Here is a 16801-nt window from a genome sequence, read left to right on the forward strand (position 1 = left end):
TCCGCGCCAATCAGCGCGCTGCTGCCGGTGGCAGCAGCGCGCTGATTTCTCGTCACGGCCGGAACTGCCCGGGGGTCATTGGGAGGAATGCAAGGCCAGGTCCGCCTTTTCCTGCATCTTGTCCTTGTCGGCCTCGATAACCTCGTCGGCTCGCGCATCGGGGAGGATGTCCTCCAGGCACCGGATCGGCCGATACAGATAGGCGGCGACGGCACACAAGGCCACCAAGACGCCCGAAAGCACGAGGATCAGGCCGATACCGCGCCCTGGTCCCATTCCGATGATGCGTCCAAGCACCGGAGCCCATGCGCCTCCCCGTGCCATCAAAGGCTCGAAGATCCGGTCGGCCAGGGGGCCTGCGCTCAGATAGCCGAGCGGCACCATTGCCTCCATCAGCATGAAGTTGGTGGCCATCACGCGACCCTGCAGTTCGAGGCCGACCTTCGTCTGCACGGTGGAAACCCAATGGGCGTTGACCAGCGCCAAGGCAAAGCCGAAGCCGAACATCCCGGTCGCCTGGATCGACATGGCAGGATCGGTTCCGGCGAATGCGACGCACAACCCGGCGAGCAGGGTGCTTGCCAGAATGCCGTTGATTCGGCGTTGGGTGCCGCCCCAGAGACTCATCAATACGCTACCGACGAATATCCCGGCTCCATTCGAGGCCATGACGATTCCCAATGACTCCGGGCTGCCCGAAACCAGCACGAGCGGAGTAATCAGGGATTCGACGAGCCCAACGAAGTAGTTTGCGATGGTGACCATCACGATCATGGCGACGAGGCTGTGGCGCTTGATGATGTAATGCCAGCCTCCGATCATTTCCTTGAAGAAGGGTTCCTCGCGCCGCCCGAACAGGCTGTCGGGAAGGTGGACAGACAGGAGCGTCGAGACGGCGATCAGGAAGGTCACGAAGTCGATCAGCACGATGCCGGGAAGGCCGATCAATCCGATCAGGGCCCCTGCCAAGGCAGGACCGATGAAGGTGCCCATGCCGGCACCCAACTGCACGAACCCGTTGGCCCTGCCGTAATACCGCTTCGGCACGATCTGGGTGATCATGGACGCATAGGCAGGCAGCCGGAAGGCGTTCGCCACGGCGGTAAGCCCGGCCAGGACATAGACATGCCCGATCTCCAGGCTGCCGGTCAGGATCAGGATCGCCGCGGATACCGTGGAAAACCCGGCAAGGCAGTTGCTTGCGACCATGATCTTCTTCCTGTCGATCCGGTCGGCGAGCGTTCCTGCCACCGGGGCAAGCGCGATTGCCGGCAGGATGATGAAGACCATCATCATGGCGTAGCTCGAAACGAGTCCCGTCTGCTGATAGACCCACACCCCCAGCGCGAACGAAGTCAAGGTGCTGCCGACCACCGAGATGATCTCGCCGATCGCGACGGTCAGGAAGGTCGCCAGGCTCGGTCTGGCGGTCGCCTTCCCGGTCCGGGCGGGCGCTTCCTGGGGTTGCGGCTCATCTGCGGCAGGCAGCGCCAGGGGCTCGTCGCGCGAGCAGGCAACCCCATCCTCGATGATCTTCGCAAGATCGCCGGGCTGATGCTTGATGAAATAGTGCCCGGCCTTCGGGACGATCGCGAAATCGACGCGATCGCTGAAGTATTCCCACTCGCGGTAGCGTTCCTGGTACAGCTCGGTGGCGCGGTCCATCTCCCCGATGACGCTGGTCAGGGGCGTCTTGAGTTTCTGGAAGGGAGCGCCGTACAGCTCGGTGTAGAAATCCTCGATTTCCTGGTGTTCGCGCACGAAATTCGCCATCACGAAATCCTGCTGTTCGTTGTCGGTGACTTCGTCGAAGAAGCCGAAGGACTTGAGGATGTCGAAGGCGGAACGCTGGGAGGCCCACTTGTGGATCGGGAGTACCTTGCGGAAAAACGCGAATACTTTCCCGGGCAGGTGGGGCGTCGGGAAGTGGCCGCCGATGAATAGTCTCGAGATGTCGACGCCCGATTTCTCCAGCTCGGCCGCGATGGCGATCGTCAATGCACCACCCGCGCAATGGCCGTAGATCGCGATCGGTCCGGTCACGTCGCGACGGATTTCCTCGGCGCACCGCCGGGCGATCTCGTCGATGGGCAGGGGTTTCTCTTCGCGTCGACCGAAATCGTGCCCGGGCAACTCCAGGCCGAGCACCGTGCAGCCCCGTGGCATCTCCCTGGCCAGAGCCTGATACGAGATCGGCCCGCCGGCGGGGAAGGGTACGCAGATGAGCGTGAGTGTCTTTTCTTCCGCGGGTATGGGGCGGGTGAGTTCGTGGAGCAGGCCTTCCTGTTTCGTTCTTCCTCCCGAGACCCTTTCGGCGAGCTGCCGAACGGTCGGGTACTTGAACAGCTCCGTCACGCCGATGCCGCCGATCCGGGCGACAACGCGGAAGGCCTTGAAGGATTCCCCTCCGAGGTCGAAGAAGTTGTCGTTGATGCCGATGTCCGCGATACCGAGAACGTCGGCCCATATTTCGGCGATACGCATCTCGTGCTCGTTGCGCGGCGCCACGAAATCCGATTCTGCGCGGATCGGCGCCAGGTCGGGAGCGGGCAGTGCGCGTTGATCGAGCTTTCCACTGGACAGTAACGGCAGGGCTTCCATCCCGACGAATGCCATCGGAACCATGTATTTCGGCAAGCGCGCGAACAGATGGGTCCTGAGCGATTCCGCGCTGAAGTCCTGCGACCCGACGTAATACGCAACGAGCGTTTTGTCCCCGGGCGTGTCCTCGCGCGCAATCACGACGGCTTCCCGAATCCCCGGGTGCTCCGTCAGCCGGGTCTCGATCTCTCCGAGTTCGATGCGGAATCCACGGATCTTCACCTGGTGATCGTTGCGTCCGAGGAACTCGATGTTCCCGTCCGGCATCCAGCGTGCGAGATCGCCCGTTTTGTACATCCGGGCACCCGGCCTTGCGCAGAACGGATCTTCCACGAACCGTTCCGCGGTCAACTCGGGGCGGTTCACATAGCCGCGTGCCAGGCCCGCGCCGGCTATGTGGAGTTCGCCCGCCACTCCCACCGGCACCGGCTGGAGATGCGCATCCAGGATGTAGGTCTGCGTGTTGCTGACGGGCCGCCCGATCGGTGCATTGCGATGGACGTCCTTCATGTCCTGGTACGAGCTGGAGAACACCGTGGCCTCGGTGGGTCCGTAGCCGTTGACGATCCGTATTCCCGTTCCCGGCCTGGACGCCTGGATTCGATGCAGTTGCGATTCCAGCAACGGCTCCACGCCGACCAGCAGATAGTCGAAGGGGAGCTCGGACGCCGAGCTCGCCATCAGCTCGTCCATCTGGCGAACGAAGAACGGCGGCAGGTAGGCGAAGGCGATTCGGTGTTGTGCGAACCAGTCGAACAGGAGCGTCGGCTCGCCCCTGATTTCGTCGGGTACGACATTCACGGTCGCCCCGACGGAAAGCGGGATGAACAGCTCGAACACCGAAACGTCGAAGCTGAAGCTTGTCCACAACGATGTATCGAAGGGCGTGGCCTTCCCGAAATCCTCGAACCGCCGCAACCAGTCGGCGATCAGGTTCATCACGCTACGGTGCTCGACCATCACGCCCTTGGGCGTGCCCGTGGATCCGGACGTGTAGATCACATAGGCGAGGTTTCCGGAACCGAGCCCGGCCAGTGCCGGATTCGTGTCGGGTTGGTCCTCGAAGGCCTGGGCCAGGTCCAGGACGGGAATGGCGCCGTCCAGCGCTTCGGCCACGCCCTCGGGTGGATCGCCCAGCGTCAGCAGCGCGATCGGGGCGCTGTCGAGGAGTATGTGCTTGAGCCGTTCCTCCGGGTACGTGGGATCCATCGCCACATAGGCGCCGCCCGCCTTGAGCGTTCCCATGAGCCCCACCAGCATCTCGAGGCCGCGTTCGAGGCAGATCGCCACACGGTCGTCGGGCTGAAGGCCCATCGACCTCAATCGATGGGCAAGCCGATTCGCTTTCCGATTGAGCTCAGCGTAGCTGAGGGTCTTGCCTTTGAAACGCACCGCCGCCGCTTCCGGGGTCCGTGCCGCCTGATCCTCGAAGAGTTCGTGTATGCAGCGGTCGCTCGGATACGGCGATTCCGTGGCGTTCCACGTCTGCGTGAGGAGACGCCTCTCGGCCTGTGCAAGGATCGGAATCGAGCCGAGCGGCCGGGCAGTGTCTGCGACCATCCCTTCCAGCAACGCCAGGTAATAGCCGGCCATTCGCTCGACGGTCTCGCGCTCGAACAGCGCCGTCGCGTATTCCAGAGCGCCCTCGAGTCTCCCGTTCGACTCCCGCAGGGACAACGACAGGTCGAACTTGGCCACCTTGTAGTTCGTGCCGTCCAACGGCTCGGAAACCACCCCCGGAAGCTGCAGGCGCAGGGTGTCGTCGTTCTCCCAGGAAAACGCCACCTGGAACAATGGACTGTGCGCGAGGCTCCGGACCGGGTTCACCAGTTCGACCACCTGCTCGAAGGGTATGTCCTGGTTCTCCTGTGCGCTCAGCGAGCCGGCTTTCACTCTTTCCAGGAATGCGGCGACTGTCGGATCGCCCGAGAGGTCCATTCGCAGCGCCAGGGTATTCACGAAGAAGCCGATGAGCCCGTCGATCTCCGCACGCCCGCGGTTCGCCGTCGGCGTGCCCACGACGAGATCTTCCTGTCCGGAGAGCCGGCAAAGCAGGGCTGCCCAACCGGCCAGCAGCGTCATGAACAGGGTCGTCCCGTGACGGTGCCCCATGTCCTTCAGGGCCTTCGTCAACGGTTCGTCCACCACCAGCGGCACGGTTTCCCCGGCGTAGCTCTGCTCAAGGGGCCGCGGATGGTCGGTCGGCAGCCTCAGAACCTCCGGCGCGCCGACCAGGGAGGCCTTCCAGTACGCCTCCTGCTTCTTGAGAAGCTCACCCGATATCCAGCGCCTCTGCCAGATCGCATAGTCGGCGTAGTGCAGGTCCAATGGAGGCAGTGGATCTTCCCCTCCCTTCGCATACGCCCGGTAGAGCTCCCCGAGTTCGCCGACGAACACGCCCATCGACCACCCGTCCGAGACGATGTGATGCATGGTGATCAGGAGGGTGTGGAGATCGTCCGCCTCGCGTATCAGCAGGCCGCGAATCAGGGGACCGTGTTCGAGATCGAAACGGGCACTCACTTCGGCATTCGCCAGGCGTCCGGTCTCTTGCGCGTCCGTCGTCGTTCTTTCCACCAGCGGGAACCGGCTCCCATCGGCGGTCGCAATGCGCTGCCGAGGCTCTCCATCGACCTGGACGAAGGTGGTGCGGAGCGATTCGTGTCGCGCGACGATGCGGTCGAGCGCGCGACGCAGCGCCTGCGTATCCAGCGCCCCGCGAAGCCGCAAGCCGTAAGGCACGTGGTACGCCGTGGCCGCGCCGTCCATCTGCGCCAGAAACCATTGCCGGCGCTGGGCAAAGGAGGTGGGCGGCAGTTCCTCGCGATCCGCCTTCGTTACCGGGGGGAGCTGGGCAGGTGCCGCCTCGGACACGAGGCGGGCGAACGCCGCGAGCGTCGGCTGGGCGAAGATGGCGCTGATCGGCACGTCGATGTCGAGCTCCGCGCGCAACCGCGAGATGACCTTGATGGTCAGCAGCGAATGTCCCCCCAGCTCGAAGAAGCCATCGTGTCTTCCGATCCGCTCGACGTTCAGGAGTTCCGACCAGATGCCCGCAAGCGTCGTTTCGAATTCGCCGCGAGGAGCCTCGTACTCCCGCGAGGCGTATGCATCCCCTTCGGGGGCGGGAAGGGCCCTGCGATCCAGCTTGCCGTTCGGACCGAGTGGAAATGCCTCCATTCGGACGAAGGCCGCGGGGACCATGTAGCCCGGCAGGTGCTCGGACAGATGGCCCCTGAGCGTCTCGGCCTTCAGCTCCCCGGCACCGACGTAGTACGCGACCAGGCGCTTGTCGCCGGGGGCGTCCTCGCGAGCCAGAACGGCCGCCTCTCGAACCCCGGGGCACTCCCGCAGCCGGGCCTCGATCTCGCCGAGCTCGATGCGGAAGCCACGAATCTTCACCTGGAAGTCGTTGCGCCCGAGGAAATCGATCGTCCCGTCGGGCCGCCAGTGGCCCAGGTCGCCCGTCTTGTACATCCGGGCATGCGGTTGCGCGCTGAAAGGGTCTTCGACGAAGCGCTCCGCGGTCAGCTCGGGCCGATTCAGATACCCGCGCGCCACGCCCGCTCCGCCGATGTAGAGCTCGCCGGCGACGCCGATGGGTACCGGCTCGCGATGGGCGTCGAGAATGTAGATCCGGGTATTCAGGATGGGACGGCCGATGGGGGGCGCCCCGAGGGCGTCGGATCGGCAGTCGTGCAGGGAAGCCGCCACCGTGATTTCGGTCGGGCCGTACGCATTGACCAGACGTCGTCCACCTGCCCACCGCCGGGCGATGTCTTCCGTAACGATGTCGCCGCCCGAAACGAGGAGCCGCACAGTATCCAGGTTTTCCCCCATGGGGATGGCCGCCAGCACGGCGGGAGGAAGCAGCGTATGGGTGATGCCGGCCGAGTTGATGGTCTGGACCAGGGTTTCCCCGGCCAGGGGAGCATTCGATGCAGGGATGACCAGTGTCGCGCCGCTGCAGAACGCCAGGAGCATCTCGAAGACGCAGGCATCGAAACTGAAAGAGGCGAACTGCAGTACCCGGCTTCCCTCGCCCGCGCCGAAGTTCGCGCTCTGGGTTGCCACCAGGTTGCAGGCGCTCCGATGCTCGATCATCACCCCCTTGGGTTTCCCGGTGGAGCCGGACGTGTAGATCACATAAGCGAGATGCGTCGGTGCGAGCCCGACGTCCGCGGTCGACGGATTCGTCCCGGGGTATTCCTGCGGCGTACCGAGATCCACGACCGGCACGCTGCCGGCGATATCGGGACATGTCCCGTTTGCCAGCAACATGACGGGCGCGCTGTCTTCCACGATGTACTTCAGGCGCTCTTCCGGATAGTTCGGGTCGAGCGGCACGTAAGCGCCGCCGGCCTTGAGGACTCCGAGGACCCCGACGACCATCTCGATCCCGCGGTCGACACAGATCGCGACCCGGTCATCGGGTTTCACGCCGAGGGCGCGCAACCGGTGCGCCACCCTGTTGGCCGCGACGTTCAATTCGGCGTAGCTCATCGACGCCTGGCCGAAATCCACGGCAACGGCGGCCGGAACCAGTCTGGCCTGCTCCTCGAAGAATTCGTGGATGCACCGGTCCCGATGGTAGGGCGCGTCCGTCGCGTTCCAGGTGTCCACGACCAAACGGCGCTCGTCCGCGGCAAGGATCGGAAGACGGGAAACGTCCAGTCGGTCGTCCGCGACCATGCCTTCGAGCAAGGTCCGATAGCAGCCGGCGATCCGCTCGATCGTCGTCCGTTCGAACAGGGCCGTTGCATACTCGAGGCCGGCCTCGAGCCCGGATTCGGATTCCTTCACCGACAAGGTCAGGTCGAATTTGGAAATCCGATAATCCGCCTGCCTGCGCGGCTCCGGGTGCAGGCCCGAGAATTCACGTGCTCCCTTGTCGTCCTGCTCCCAGACGAACATCGCCTGGAACAGCGGGTTGTAGGCGAGGCTGCGCGTCGGGTTCGCCAGCTCGACGACTTGCTCGAAGGGGATGTCCTGGTTTTCCTGAGCTTCCAGCGTGCGCGTCTTCACCCGTCCCAGCAGGTCGGCAACCGTCGGTTCGTTCGACAGATCCAGCCGCAGCGCCAGCGTGTTGACGAAGAATCCGATGAGCCTCTCGATCTCGGTGCGTCCCCGGTTTGCCGATGGCGTGCCCACGACAATGTCGTCCTGCCCGGAGAAACGCGACAGCAGGACCGCCCATCCGGCGAGAAGCGTCATGAACATGGTCGTTCCATGCCGCGCGCTCAGTTGCTGCAGGCCTTTCCTCAATGCTTCGTCCAGCATGAAAGGCACCGTGCCGCCGGCGTAGCTTTGCTCCAGCGGCCTCGGGCGGTCCGTCGGAAGCGAGAGGAGTTCCGGCGCGCCAGCCAGCGTGGCTTTCCAATAGCCGGCCTGTGCCTCCAGCAGACGGCCCGAGACATGCGTCTCCTGCCAGATCGCGTAGTCGGCGTACTGCACCGACAGGGGCGGCAGCGGATCGGATTCGCCTTTTGCGTAAGCGCTGTAGAGCGCGCTCAACTCCTCGGTGAACAGGCCCATCGACCAGCCGTCCGACACGATGTGGTGCATCGTGACCAGCAGCGTATGGAGATCGTCCGCCTCGCGCACAAGCAGTCCGCGGACCAGCGGGCCGCGTTCCAGGTCGAAGGGGGTGGCCTCTTGTTCCTGTGCCAGCCTGGCGACGTCTTCCGGGGTGCCTGCCGTCACTTCAAGCAATGGGAAGCTGTACTCCTCGGCGGATTCGATGCGCTGGGCAGGCTCCCCATCGAGCAGGGTGAAGGTCGTGCGCAAGGCTTCGTGGCGCGTGATGATCCGATCCAAGGCGCGCCGCAGCGCTGCCTTGTCGAGCCGTCCACCCAACCGCAATTCGTAGGGAATGTTGTAAGCCGCGCTGGCGCCGTCCATCTGGGCGAGGAACCACAGACGGCGCTGGGCGAACGACGGCGGAAGCCGTTCGTGGCGCTCCGCCTTTTCCACCGGTGGAAGCTGGGCTGGGGCCGCGACCGACACCAGGCACGCGAAATCGGCGAGCGTCGGCGAGGCGAACAGCGCGTTCAACGGAATGTCGACGTTCAATGCCGCACGCAAGCGCGAGACAACCTGGACGATCAGCAGCGAATGCCCGCCCAAGGCGAAGAAGCTGTCGCGTCGCCCGATCCGCTCCACCTTGAGGAGCGACGACCAGATCGATGCGACGGTCGTTTCGATCTCGCCTTGCGGGGCTTCGTACTCGCGCGTGGCGTAGGCTTCCGCTTCGGGAGCTCGCAGTGCGCTCCTGTCCAGCTTTCCGTTCGGCGTCAGCGGCAGCGCCTGCATCCGCACATAGGCCACCGGTACCATGTACTCGGGCAATCGGCTCGCGAGATGGCTCCTGAACTCCTCGGCCTGGCAATCGTCGCCTGCCACCACATAGGCCACCAGCTGCTGTTCGCCCGTCCCGCCGTCGCGCGCGATTACCGCGGCTTCGCGAACGGCCGGGTGCGCCAGCAGCGCCGTCTCGATTTCGCCGAGTTCGATGCGGAAGCCGCGTATTTTCACCTGGAAATCGTTGCGCCCCAGGAACTCGATGGTGCCTTCCGGCAGCCACCGACCGAGATCGCCGGTCCTGTACATCCGCGCGCCGGTTTCCGTGCCGAACGGATCGGCGACGAAGCGTTCCTCCGTCAGGTCAGGGCGGTTGAGGTAGCCCCGTGCCACGCCGGCGCCGCCGATATGGATTTGCCCGGCCACGCCCACCGGCACCGGCCTGTCCTGCGCATCCAGGATGTATATCCGTACGCCGGCGACCGGCTGGCCGATGGGCACGCTCCTGCCGCTGAAGTCCCCCGTGCAGGGATGCATGGTGGCCCACACCGTACCTTCGGTAGGGCCGTACTCGTTGAACAAGGTGGCCTGGGGTTCTTGCGCGGCCGATTTCTCCACGAGCGCGGGAGGACAGGTTTCGCCGGCGACGATCACCTTGGCCAGGCATTTGCCACGATCCCCGGATGCCGAGAATTCCAGATAGTTCGCGTACAGCGATGGAACGCACAGAAGCGTGTCGATCCTTTGGCGAGCGAGGACCTCGCCCAGTCGCGATGGATCGCGGATCGCCTCCTGCTCGGCCACCACCAGCGTGCCTGCATGGGTGAGCGTCCCGAAAATTCCCGCAACGGAACTGTCGAAGTAAATGGGAGACAGGAGCAGGAAACGGCCGACTTCCCCGTAAGCGGCATGCCGGGCGCGTGTCGAGGCGACGAGGTTGCGATGTTCGACCATCACGCCTTTGGGCTTGCCCGTCGAACCGGACGTGTAGATCACATACGCCAGGTCATGGGAGGTCAGCCCTGTCTCGACCAGGTCAAGGTTCGTATCGGGACAGGTTTCCAAGGGCAGGGACAGATCCACTACGGAAAGTCCCGCGGCCATGTCTCGAACAAGGCCTTCGGCCACATTGCCCTGCGTCAACAACACGACGGGCGCGCTGTCGGCCAGCATGTGGCGCAGACGTTCCCCGGGAAGCGCGGGATCCAACGGAACATAGGCCCCGCCGGCTTTCAGTACCGCCAGCGGGCCGACCACCATGTCGAGGCTTCGCTCCGCACAGATCGCCACGCGAATTTCCGGTCCCACACCGAGTGCACGCAGATGGTGCGCCAGCCGATTGGCCCGCGCATTCAAGGCTGCGTAGGTGAGCGCTTGGTCCTTGTACACCACGGCAACGGCATCGGGCGTCTTGAGTACCTGCGCCTCGAACAACTCATGGATGCACAGCTCGCCCGCGTCGGGTCGGCCTGTCGTGTTCCAGGTCTGCACCAGCAGGCGATGCTCGGCCTCGGAAAGAATCGGGATGTCCGCGATCCGCTGGGCATGATCCGATGCCATGCCAGCAAGCAGCGCCTGGTAGTACCCGATCATCCGTTCCACGGTCTCCCGCTTGAACAGGGCCGTCGCGTATTCCAGTTCCCCTTCGATGCCTGCAGGGGTTTCCCTCATGGTGAGAATCAGGTCGAACTGCGCGGTCCGATGAGCAGCCTTGGCCGGCGATGCTCCACTCACGCCGGGAAATTCAAGGCGCAGGCCGTCGTCGTCTTCCCACGCGAACATCACCTGGAACAACGGGCTGTAGGCGCGACTGCGCGCCGGATTCACCAGCTCCACCACCTGTTCGAAAGGAATGTCCTGGTTTTCCTGCGCCTCCAGCGCGCGGTCCCTCACCCGTTGCATGAGCTCGGCGACCGTCGGTGCGCTCGATACATCCACCCTCAGCGCCAGCGTGTTCACGAAGAACCCGATCAGCCCTTCGATTTCGGCGCGGCCACGGTTCGCCGTCGGCGTGCCGATGACGATGTCCTCCTGCCCGGAGAGGCGGGCGAGAAGTGCGGCCCAGCCCGCGAGCAATGTCACGAACCTGGTCGTACCCTGCCGCAGGCTCAGCGCATTCAGCGCCCGCGCCTGGGACGCCTCCATCACGAAATCGATTTTTTCGCCCGCGAAGCTCTGTTCGGCCGGGCGCGGATGGTCCGACGGCAGGGCGAGGAGTTCCGGCGCGCCTGACAGGGCGCTTTTCCAATAGTCCCCCCTTGCGCGAAGGAGGCCTTCCGACATCCATTGCCTTTGCCAGGCCGCGTAGTCCGCGTACTGGATATCCAACGGTGGCAGAGGGTCGCTCCTGCCCTCCAGGAAGGCTGCGTAGAGGGTGTTCAGCTCATGCATGAACACCCTCATGGACCATCCATCGGACACGATGTGGTGCATCGTGACGAGCAGCGTGTGGCGATCCGGGCCCTCGTGTATCAAGCGACCACGGATCAGCGGTCCTCGTTCCAGATCGAAAGGAAGCGCCGCTTCGTCGTTCGTCAGGCGCGTGACCTCCTCGGGTGAGGCAGCCTCCTGCTCGATGAAATGCACGGCGTTCGCCTTCGGCAAAGCGCCAACGCGTTGCATCGGTTTCCCGTCGACCACGACGAATGTCGTGCGCAGGGCTTCATGGCGCTCGACGATGCGGTCGAGTGCCTGTCGAAGGACGGTTGCATCGAGCCGGCCCCGCACCTTCCATCCGCAAGGGATGTGGTAGGCCTCGCTCGCCCCTTTCACCTGCGCCAGGAACCACAGGCGCTGTTGCGCGAAGGAAGGGGCTTCACACTCTTCACGCTCGTTGCGGGTGATCGGAGCGAGCCGCGAAGGAGCCGCTCTGGCCACCACCTCAGCGAATTCAGAGAGGGTGGGGCCGACGAAGAGTGCCCGAAACGGCACGTCCACGTTCAACGCATCCCGCAGGCGCGAGATGACCTGGATGGTCAGCAGCGAATTTCCGCCCAGTTCGAGGAAATGGTCATTCCTCCCGACCCGATCCAGCTTGAGCAGATCGGACCAGATGGCTGCGATCGCCACTTCGACATCGTTCTGCGGCGCCTCGAATTCGCGGCTGACGAGGTCCTCGTGCCGCGGGGCGGGCAGGCTTCTGCTGTCGAGTTTGCCGTTCGGCGTCAGCGGCAGCCTGTCCAGCCGCACGAAAGCCGCGGGGACCATGTACTCGGGCATGCGGTGCGAGAGATGCCTGCGGAGCGCCGCGACGTCCAGGTGCCCGGGTCCGGCGCAGTACGCGACCAGGCGTGTGTTCCCCGGCGAGTCTTCCCGTGCGAGAACGACCGCCTCGGTCACCCCCGGATATTCCGACAGCTTCGCCTCGATCTCGCCGGGCTCGATGCGGAAACCGCGTATCTTCACCTGGAAATCGTTGCGTCCAAGGAACTCGATGGTGCCATCGGGCAGCCAGCGACCGAGATCGCCGGTCCTGTACATCCGTGCCCCGGGCTCGGCGCTGAACGGATCGGCGACGAAGCGCTCCTGCGTCAGGTCGGGGCGGTTGAGGTAGCCCCGTGCCACACCGGCCCCGCCGATGTGGAGTTCCCCCGGCACGCCCACCGGCACGGGCTGGCGATATTCATCGAGAACATAGACCCGCGCGTTCGCGACGGGGCGGCCTATCGGCGCATGACGATGCCGGTCGGCGATCTCCTGGTATGCGGTGCAGAACACGGTGGTTTCCGTGGGTCCGTACCCATTGACGATCGTGAGCCCCGGCGTGGCGTTCTGAAGCCAGTGCAGGTCGGCTTCGAAAAGAGGCTCCACGCCCACCAGGAGATGCCTGAAAGACAGCGCCGCGGTCGTGCTTTCCAGCAGGCCCCTCAGGTTTCGCACGAAGAAAGGCGGCAAATAACCAAAATTGATCCTCTTGCGCACGAACCAATCCAGGAGCGCGGGAGGATCGGACCTGATGGAATCGGGAACGATGTTCAACGTCCCGCCCGTCGAGAGGGTCGCGAAGATCTCGAATACGGACACGTCAAAGCTGAAGCTCGTCCACATCGACGCCTGGAAGGACCGGTTCCGGCGGAAATCCTCGAATCGGGACATCCAGTCGAAAAGCAGGTTCGAGATATTCCCGTGTTCCACCATCACGGCTTTTGGCGTGCCGGTGGAGCCTGACGTGTAAATCACATAGGCCAACGTGCCAGAGGCCGGGTTCTCGTCGACACGGCCCGGATTGGTATTCGGCTGATCGTCGAAATCGCCATCCAGGTCGAGTTCGGCGACGCCCTGTGCCCAGGCGCATGTGCGCGCCCTTTTCTTCAGGAGCACCTTCGAGGAGCTGTCCTCGAGCATGAATCGCAGGCGATCCTCGGGGTAGTCGGGGTCGAGCGGCACGTAGCAGCCTCCCGCCTTCAGGATGCCGAGAATCCCCGCCATCATCTCGGGGCCGCGTTCCACGCAAATGGCCACACGGCTGTCCGGCTTCACGCCGAGAAGTCGCAGTCGGTGCGCGAGGCGATTGGCGCGGGCGTTCAATTCGCCGTAGCCCAGCCGGCTGTCGCCGAGCACCACCGCCTCGGCCGCCGGATTCCGGGCGGCTTGTTCTTCGAACAGTTCGTGGATGCAGCGGTCGCTCGGGAAGGAGGCGTCCGTCGCGTTCCACGTTTCGGTGACGAGGCGGCGTTCGACATCCGAGATGATGGGTAGCCGCATGATGCATTTCGTCTCGTCTGCCGCCATGCCTTCCAGTAGAAGGCGGTAGCTTTCGACGATCCGTTCCACGGTGTCACGCTTGAACAGGGCTGCTGCGTAGGACAACGTGCCCGTGATGTCGCCATCGACTTCGCGGAACGACAGGATGAGGTCGCAGCGAGCGCGTTGATGCCCGCGAAATGCTTCGTCGTCGTGTGCGGACACCAGTGCCGTCTGGAACAGCGGATGATGCGAAGAGGTTGGAGTCAGGCCGGTCAGCTCCAGGACCTGATCGAAGTGGATGTCTCCATTCTTCCGCGCGTCGAGCACGCATGCCCTCGCGCGGTCCAAAAGCTCGGCCACGGTCGGCTGTCCCGAAAGGTCGAGTCTCACTGCAAACTCGTCGACAGGCGATTCGCCTGCTTCCGCTTCATCCGATCGAGCCGGAACCGGCATCGACACCCCGACAACCACATCGTCCTGATTCGACAGGCGTGCGAGCAGGGCGGCCCAGGCTGCCAGAAGCGTCATGTGCTGCGCTATTTCGTGGCCTCGTTCCAGCTTTGCGAGACCGCTTTTCAAGGCCTTGCCAAAACCGAAGGTCACGATCCCTTCTTTGCGGTCCAATACTGCCTGGCGCGGATAGTCGGTCTGAATCGCGGTGAGTTCAGGCGTATCCCAGAGAGTGGTTTTCCAGAATTCTGCCTGCTCCTGGAGCGATTTATCCTGTCTATTTCCAATGCTCAATTGTCGCTCCTTGTCTGCAGTATCGAATTGTGGGCCTTGCAAACCGGCAATGATAATTTGCGTTCAGCCACTTCTGCAACCTGATTCCCTCATGGTGTTTTTCAACTCGCTTCACGGTGACGAGCAGCAATGCCGCGTGGTGCCAGGCAGTGCTTTGGCCACGGTCACTTGAGCGCCGCGCTGTAACGAGATGCGGCCCGTTGCGGTTATCGCTGGCGGAGATCATGTGTCGATATGGGGCCGGCCTGGATAAGTCAGTCGTTGCTGCATGCCGCTTGCTGGCCAATAAAGGAAAAGATTATCTTGTCGAGATTCGCCATTGCTTTTTTGGTTTGTTTTTTTAATGGAAGTGCATTTACTCGACTTTATCGACTTCATTATCCATCGGCGTTTATCAATCGAGGCCTGCGGCTATGCGGACCCGGTTTGAAGTCCTGCCAGGTCGCATCATCGGTGCGCTGGGCGGGCGAGCCGACGCGGCGGTAATCCATCGGCGTCATGCCGAAGCGGCGATGGAACAGTTCGCCGAAATGCGACGGAGTGGAAAACCCAGGCTGTAGGCGACGGCAGCGATGCTCTGTTCCGATTCGAGCAGGCGCCGGCTGGCCAGGTGCAGGCGGTGCGTGCGCACGTAATCGGTCCAGCTCATGTGCAAGGCATCGCCGCCGTTGCGCGCAAGCCCGGGCCGGGCGGGTCGACCTCGATCGTCTCTTGCGCGAAGCCGCCGTCGCCTTCGCCGTCGGCGATGATGGCCGGCCCGCTGACGACGCCGGCGTTCATGCGGTGCGTTCGCGGTCCATGTAGATCACCTTCATGACCGAGCGCGGCTGCGTCGAGCGGTTCGCGCCGGCGGGGCGGCCCAAAAGCATCGCGGCTGAAGCCGCTCCCACAGGGGAGCGCGTGGCGTGCCGGCTGCTGTAGGAGCGACTTCAGTCGCGATACTTTTCGTCACGTGGCGCAAGGGCATCGCCTTTAAGCGTGCTACGGCCTTCGGGCAATCAGGCGCGACCGTAGACGTCGTCGTAACGCACGATGTCGTCTTCGCCCAGATAGCTGCCGGACTGCACCTCGATCAGTTCCAGCATGACCTTGCCCGGATTGCGCAGGCGGTGCTTGCTGCCGAGCGGAATGTAGGTGCTCTGGTTTTCGCCGAGCGGGAACACCTTGTCGTCGCAGGTGACCTCGGCGGTGCCGGAGACCACGATCCAGTGCTCCGCGCGATGGTGGTGCTTCTGCAGGCTCAGGCTGGCGCCGGGCTTGACCTGGATACGCTTGACCTGGAACCGCTCACCCGCTTCCAGCGAATCGTAGTTGCCCCACGGACGGTGCACCACGCGATGCAGCGAGTGCTCGCTGCGACCGGCGGCTTTCAGTTGCTCCACGATCTTTTTCACGTCCTGCGCGGCATCACGGTGCGCCACCAGGGTGGCATCCGGCGTGGTCACCACGATCAGGTCGTCGACGCCGACGGTGGCCAACAGATGACGCTCGTGCGAGCGCAGCAACGAATTGCGCGTGTCCACCGCCATGGTGTCGCCTTCGCGCAGGTTGCCGTCGGCGTCCTTGTCGCCGGTCAGCCATAGTGCAGACCACGAGCCGATGTCGCTCCACGCGCAGCTGACCGGGATCACCGCCGCGCGCCGGGTTTTCTCCATCACCGCGTAGTCGATCGAATCGTCCGGCACCGGCGCGAACGTGTCCCGATCGATGCGCACGAAGTCGAGGTCGACGGATGCCTTCGCGTGCGCCTCGCGCACCGCCGCCAGCATCGCCGGCGCGTGTGCGGCCAGTTCCTCCAGGTAGCGCGCGGCCTTGAACAGGAACATGCCGGAGTTCCAGTCGTAGCCGCCGTCGGCGAGGTAGGACTCGGCAGTGGCCAGGTCGGGTTTCTCGACGAATTGCTCCACCCGGTAACCATGGTCGTCGATGGCCTCGGCGCGGCGGATGTAGCCGAAACCGGTTTCCGGGCGGTCCGGGCGGATGCCGAAGGTCACCAGCCAATCCTTCCGGGCCAGTGGCAGGGCCCGTTCCACGGCCTGCACGAACGCGGCGGTATCGCCGACCAGGTGATCGGCCGGCAGCACCAGCAGGATCGCTTCGGGATCGCGTTGCAATGCCTGCAGCGCGCCGAGCGCGATCGCCGGCGCGGTGTTGCGAGCCAGCGGTTCCAGCACGATGGTGGCGTCGTCGATGCCTGCTTCCAGCAACTGGTCGGCGGCAAGGAAACGGTGATCCTCGCTGGCCACCACGATCGGCGCGGCGACTTGCGGCAACTGCACGGTGCGCGCCAGCGTCTGCTGGAACAGGGTGCCCTTGCCGGCCAGCGCGAGGAACTGCTTGGGCAGATTCCTGCGCGAGACCGGCCACAGCCGGGTGCCGCTGCCGCCGCTGAGAATGAGGGGGGTCAACATGTCGACAAGCCCTGGGCAAAGTCCGGCGCGTGCGTATCTGTTTCCGCGACACACGCCAG

4 protein-coding genes are annotated in these 16801 nt (G+C 64.2%); all 4 read right to left on the reverse strand.

Annotated features, from left to right (window positions below; all coding sequences use genetic code 11):
• Nucleotides 1–75: 75 nt before the first annotated feature.
• Entirely contained in the window at nt 76–14331 is a 14256-nt protein-coding gene (locus CIW53_RS02230; RefSeq protein WP_149363065.1) for a non-ribosomal peptide synthetase, read from the reverse strand.
• A 496-nt stretch (nt 14332–14827) separates the two neighbouring features.
• Nucleotides 14828–14980 (reverse strand): hypothetical protein, encoded by a 153-nt coding sequence (locus tag CIW53_RS02235; RefSeq protein WP_197736602.1) that lies wholly within the window; start codon nt 14978–14980, stop codon nt 14828–14830.
• Nucleotides 14977–15111, reverse strand: a complete 135-nt coding sequence (locus CIW53_RS18025; protein WP_277949618.1) for a hypothetical protein — start codon at nt 15109–15111, stop codon at nt 14977–14979. Before CIW53_RS18025 ends, CIW53_RS02235 begins: the two co-directional genes overlap by 4 nt.
• Before the next feature lie 218 nt (nt 15112–15329).
• Nucleotides 15330–16742, reverse strand: coding sequence for a mannose-1-phosphate guanylyltransferase/mannose-6-phosphate isomerase (locus CIW53_RS02240; RefSeq protein ID WP_149363066.1), 1413 nt, complete (start codon nt 16740–16742; stop codon nt 15330–15332).
• Nucleotides 16743–16801: the final 59 nt, after the last annotated feature.

Source organism: Rhodanobacter sp. T12-5, assembly GCF_008329435.1.
Taxonomy (GTDB): Bacteria; Pseudomonadota; Gammaproteobacteria; order Xanthomonadales; family Rhodanobacteraceae; genus Rhodanobacter.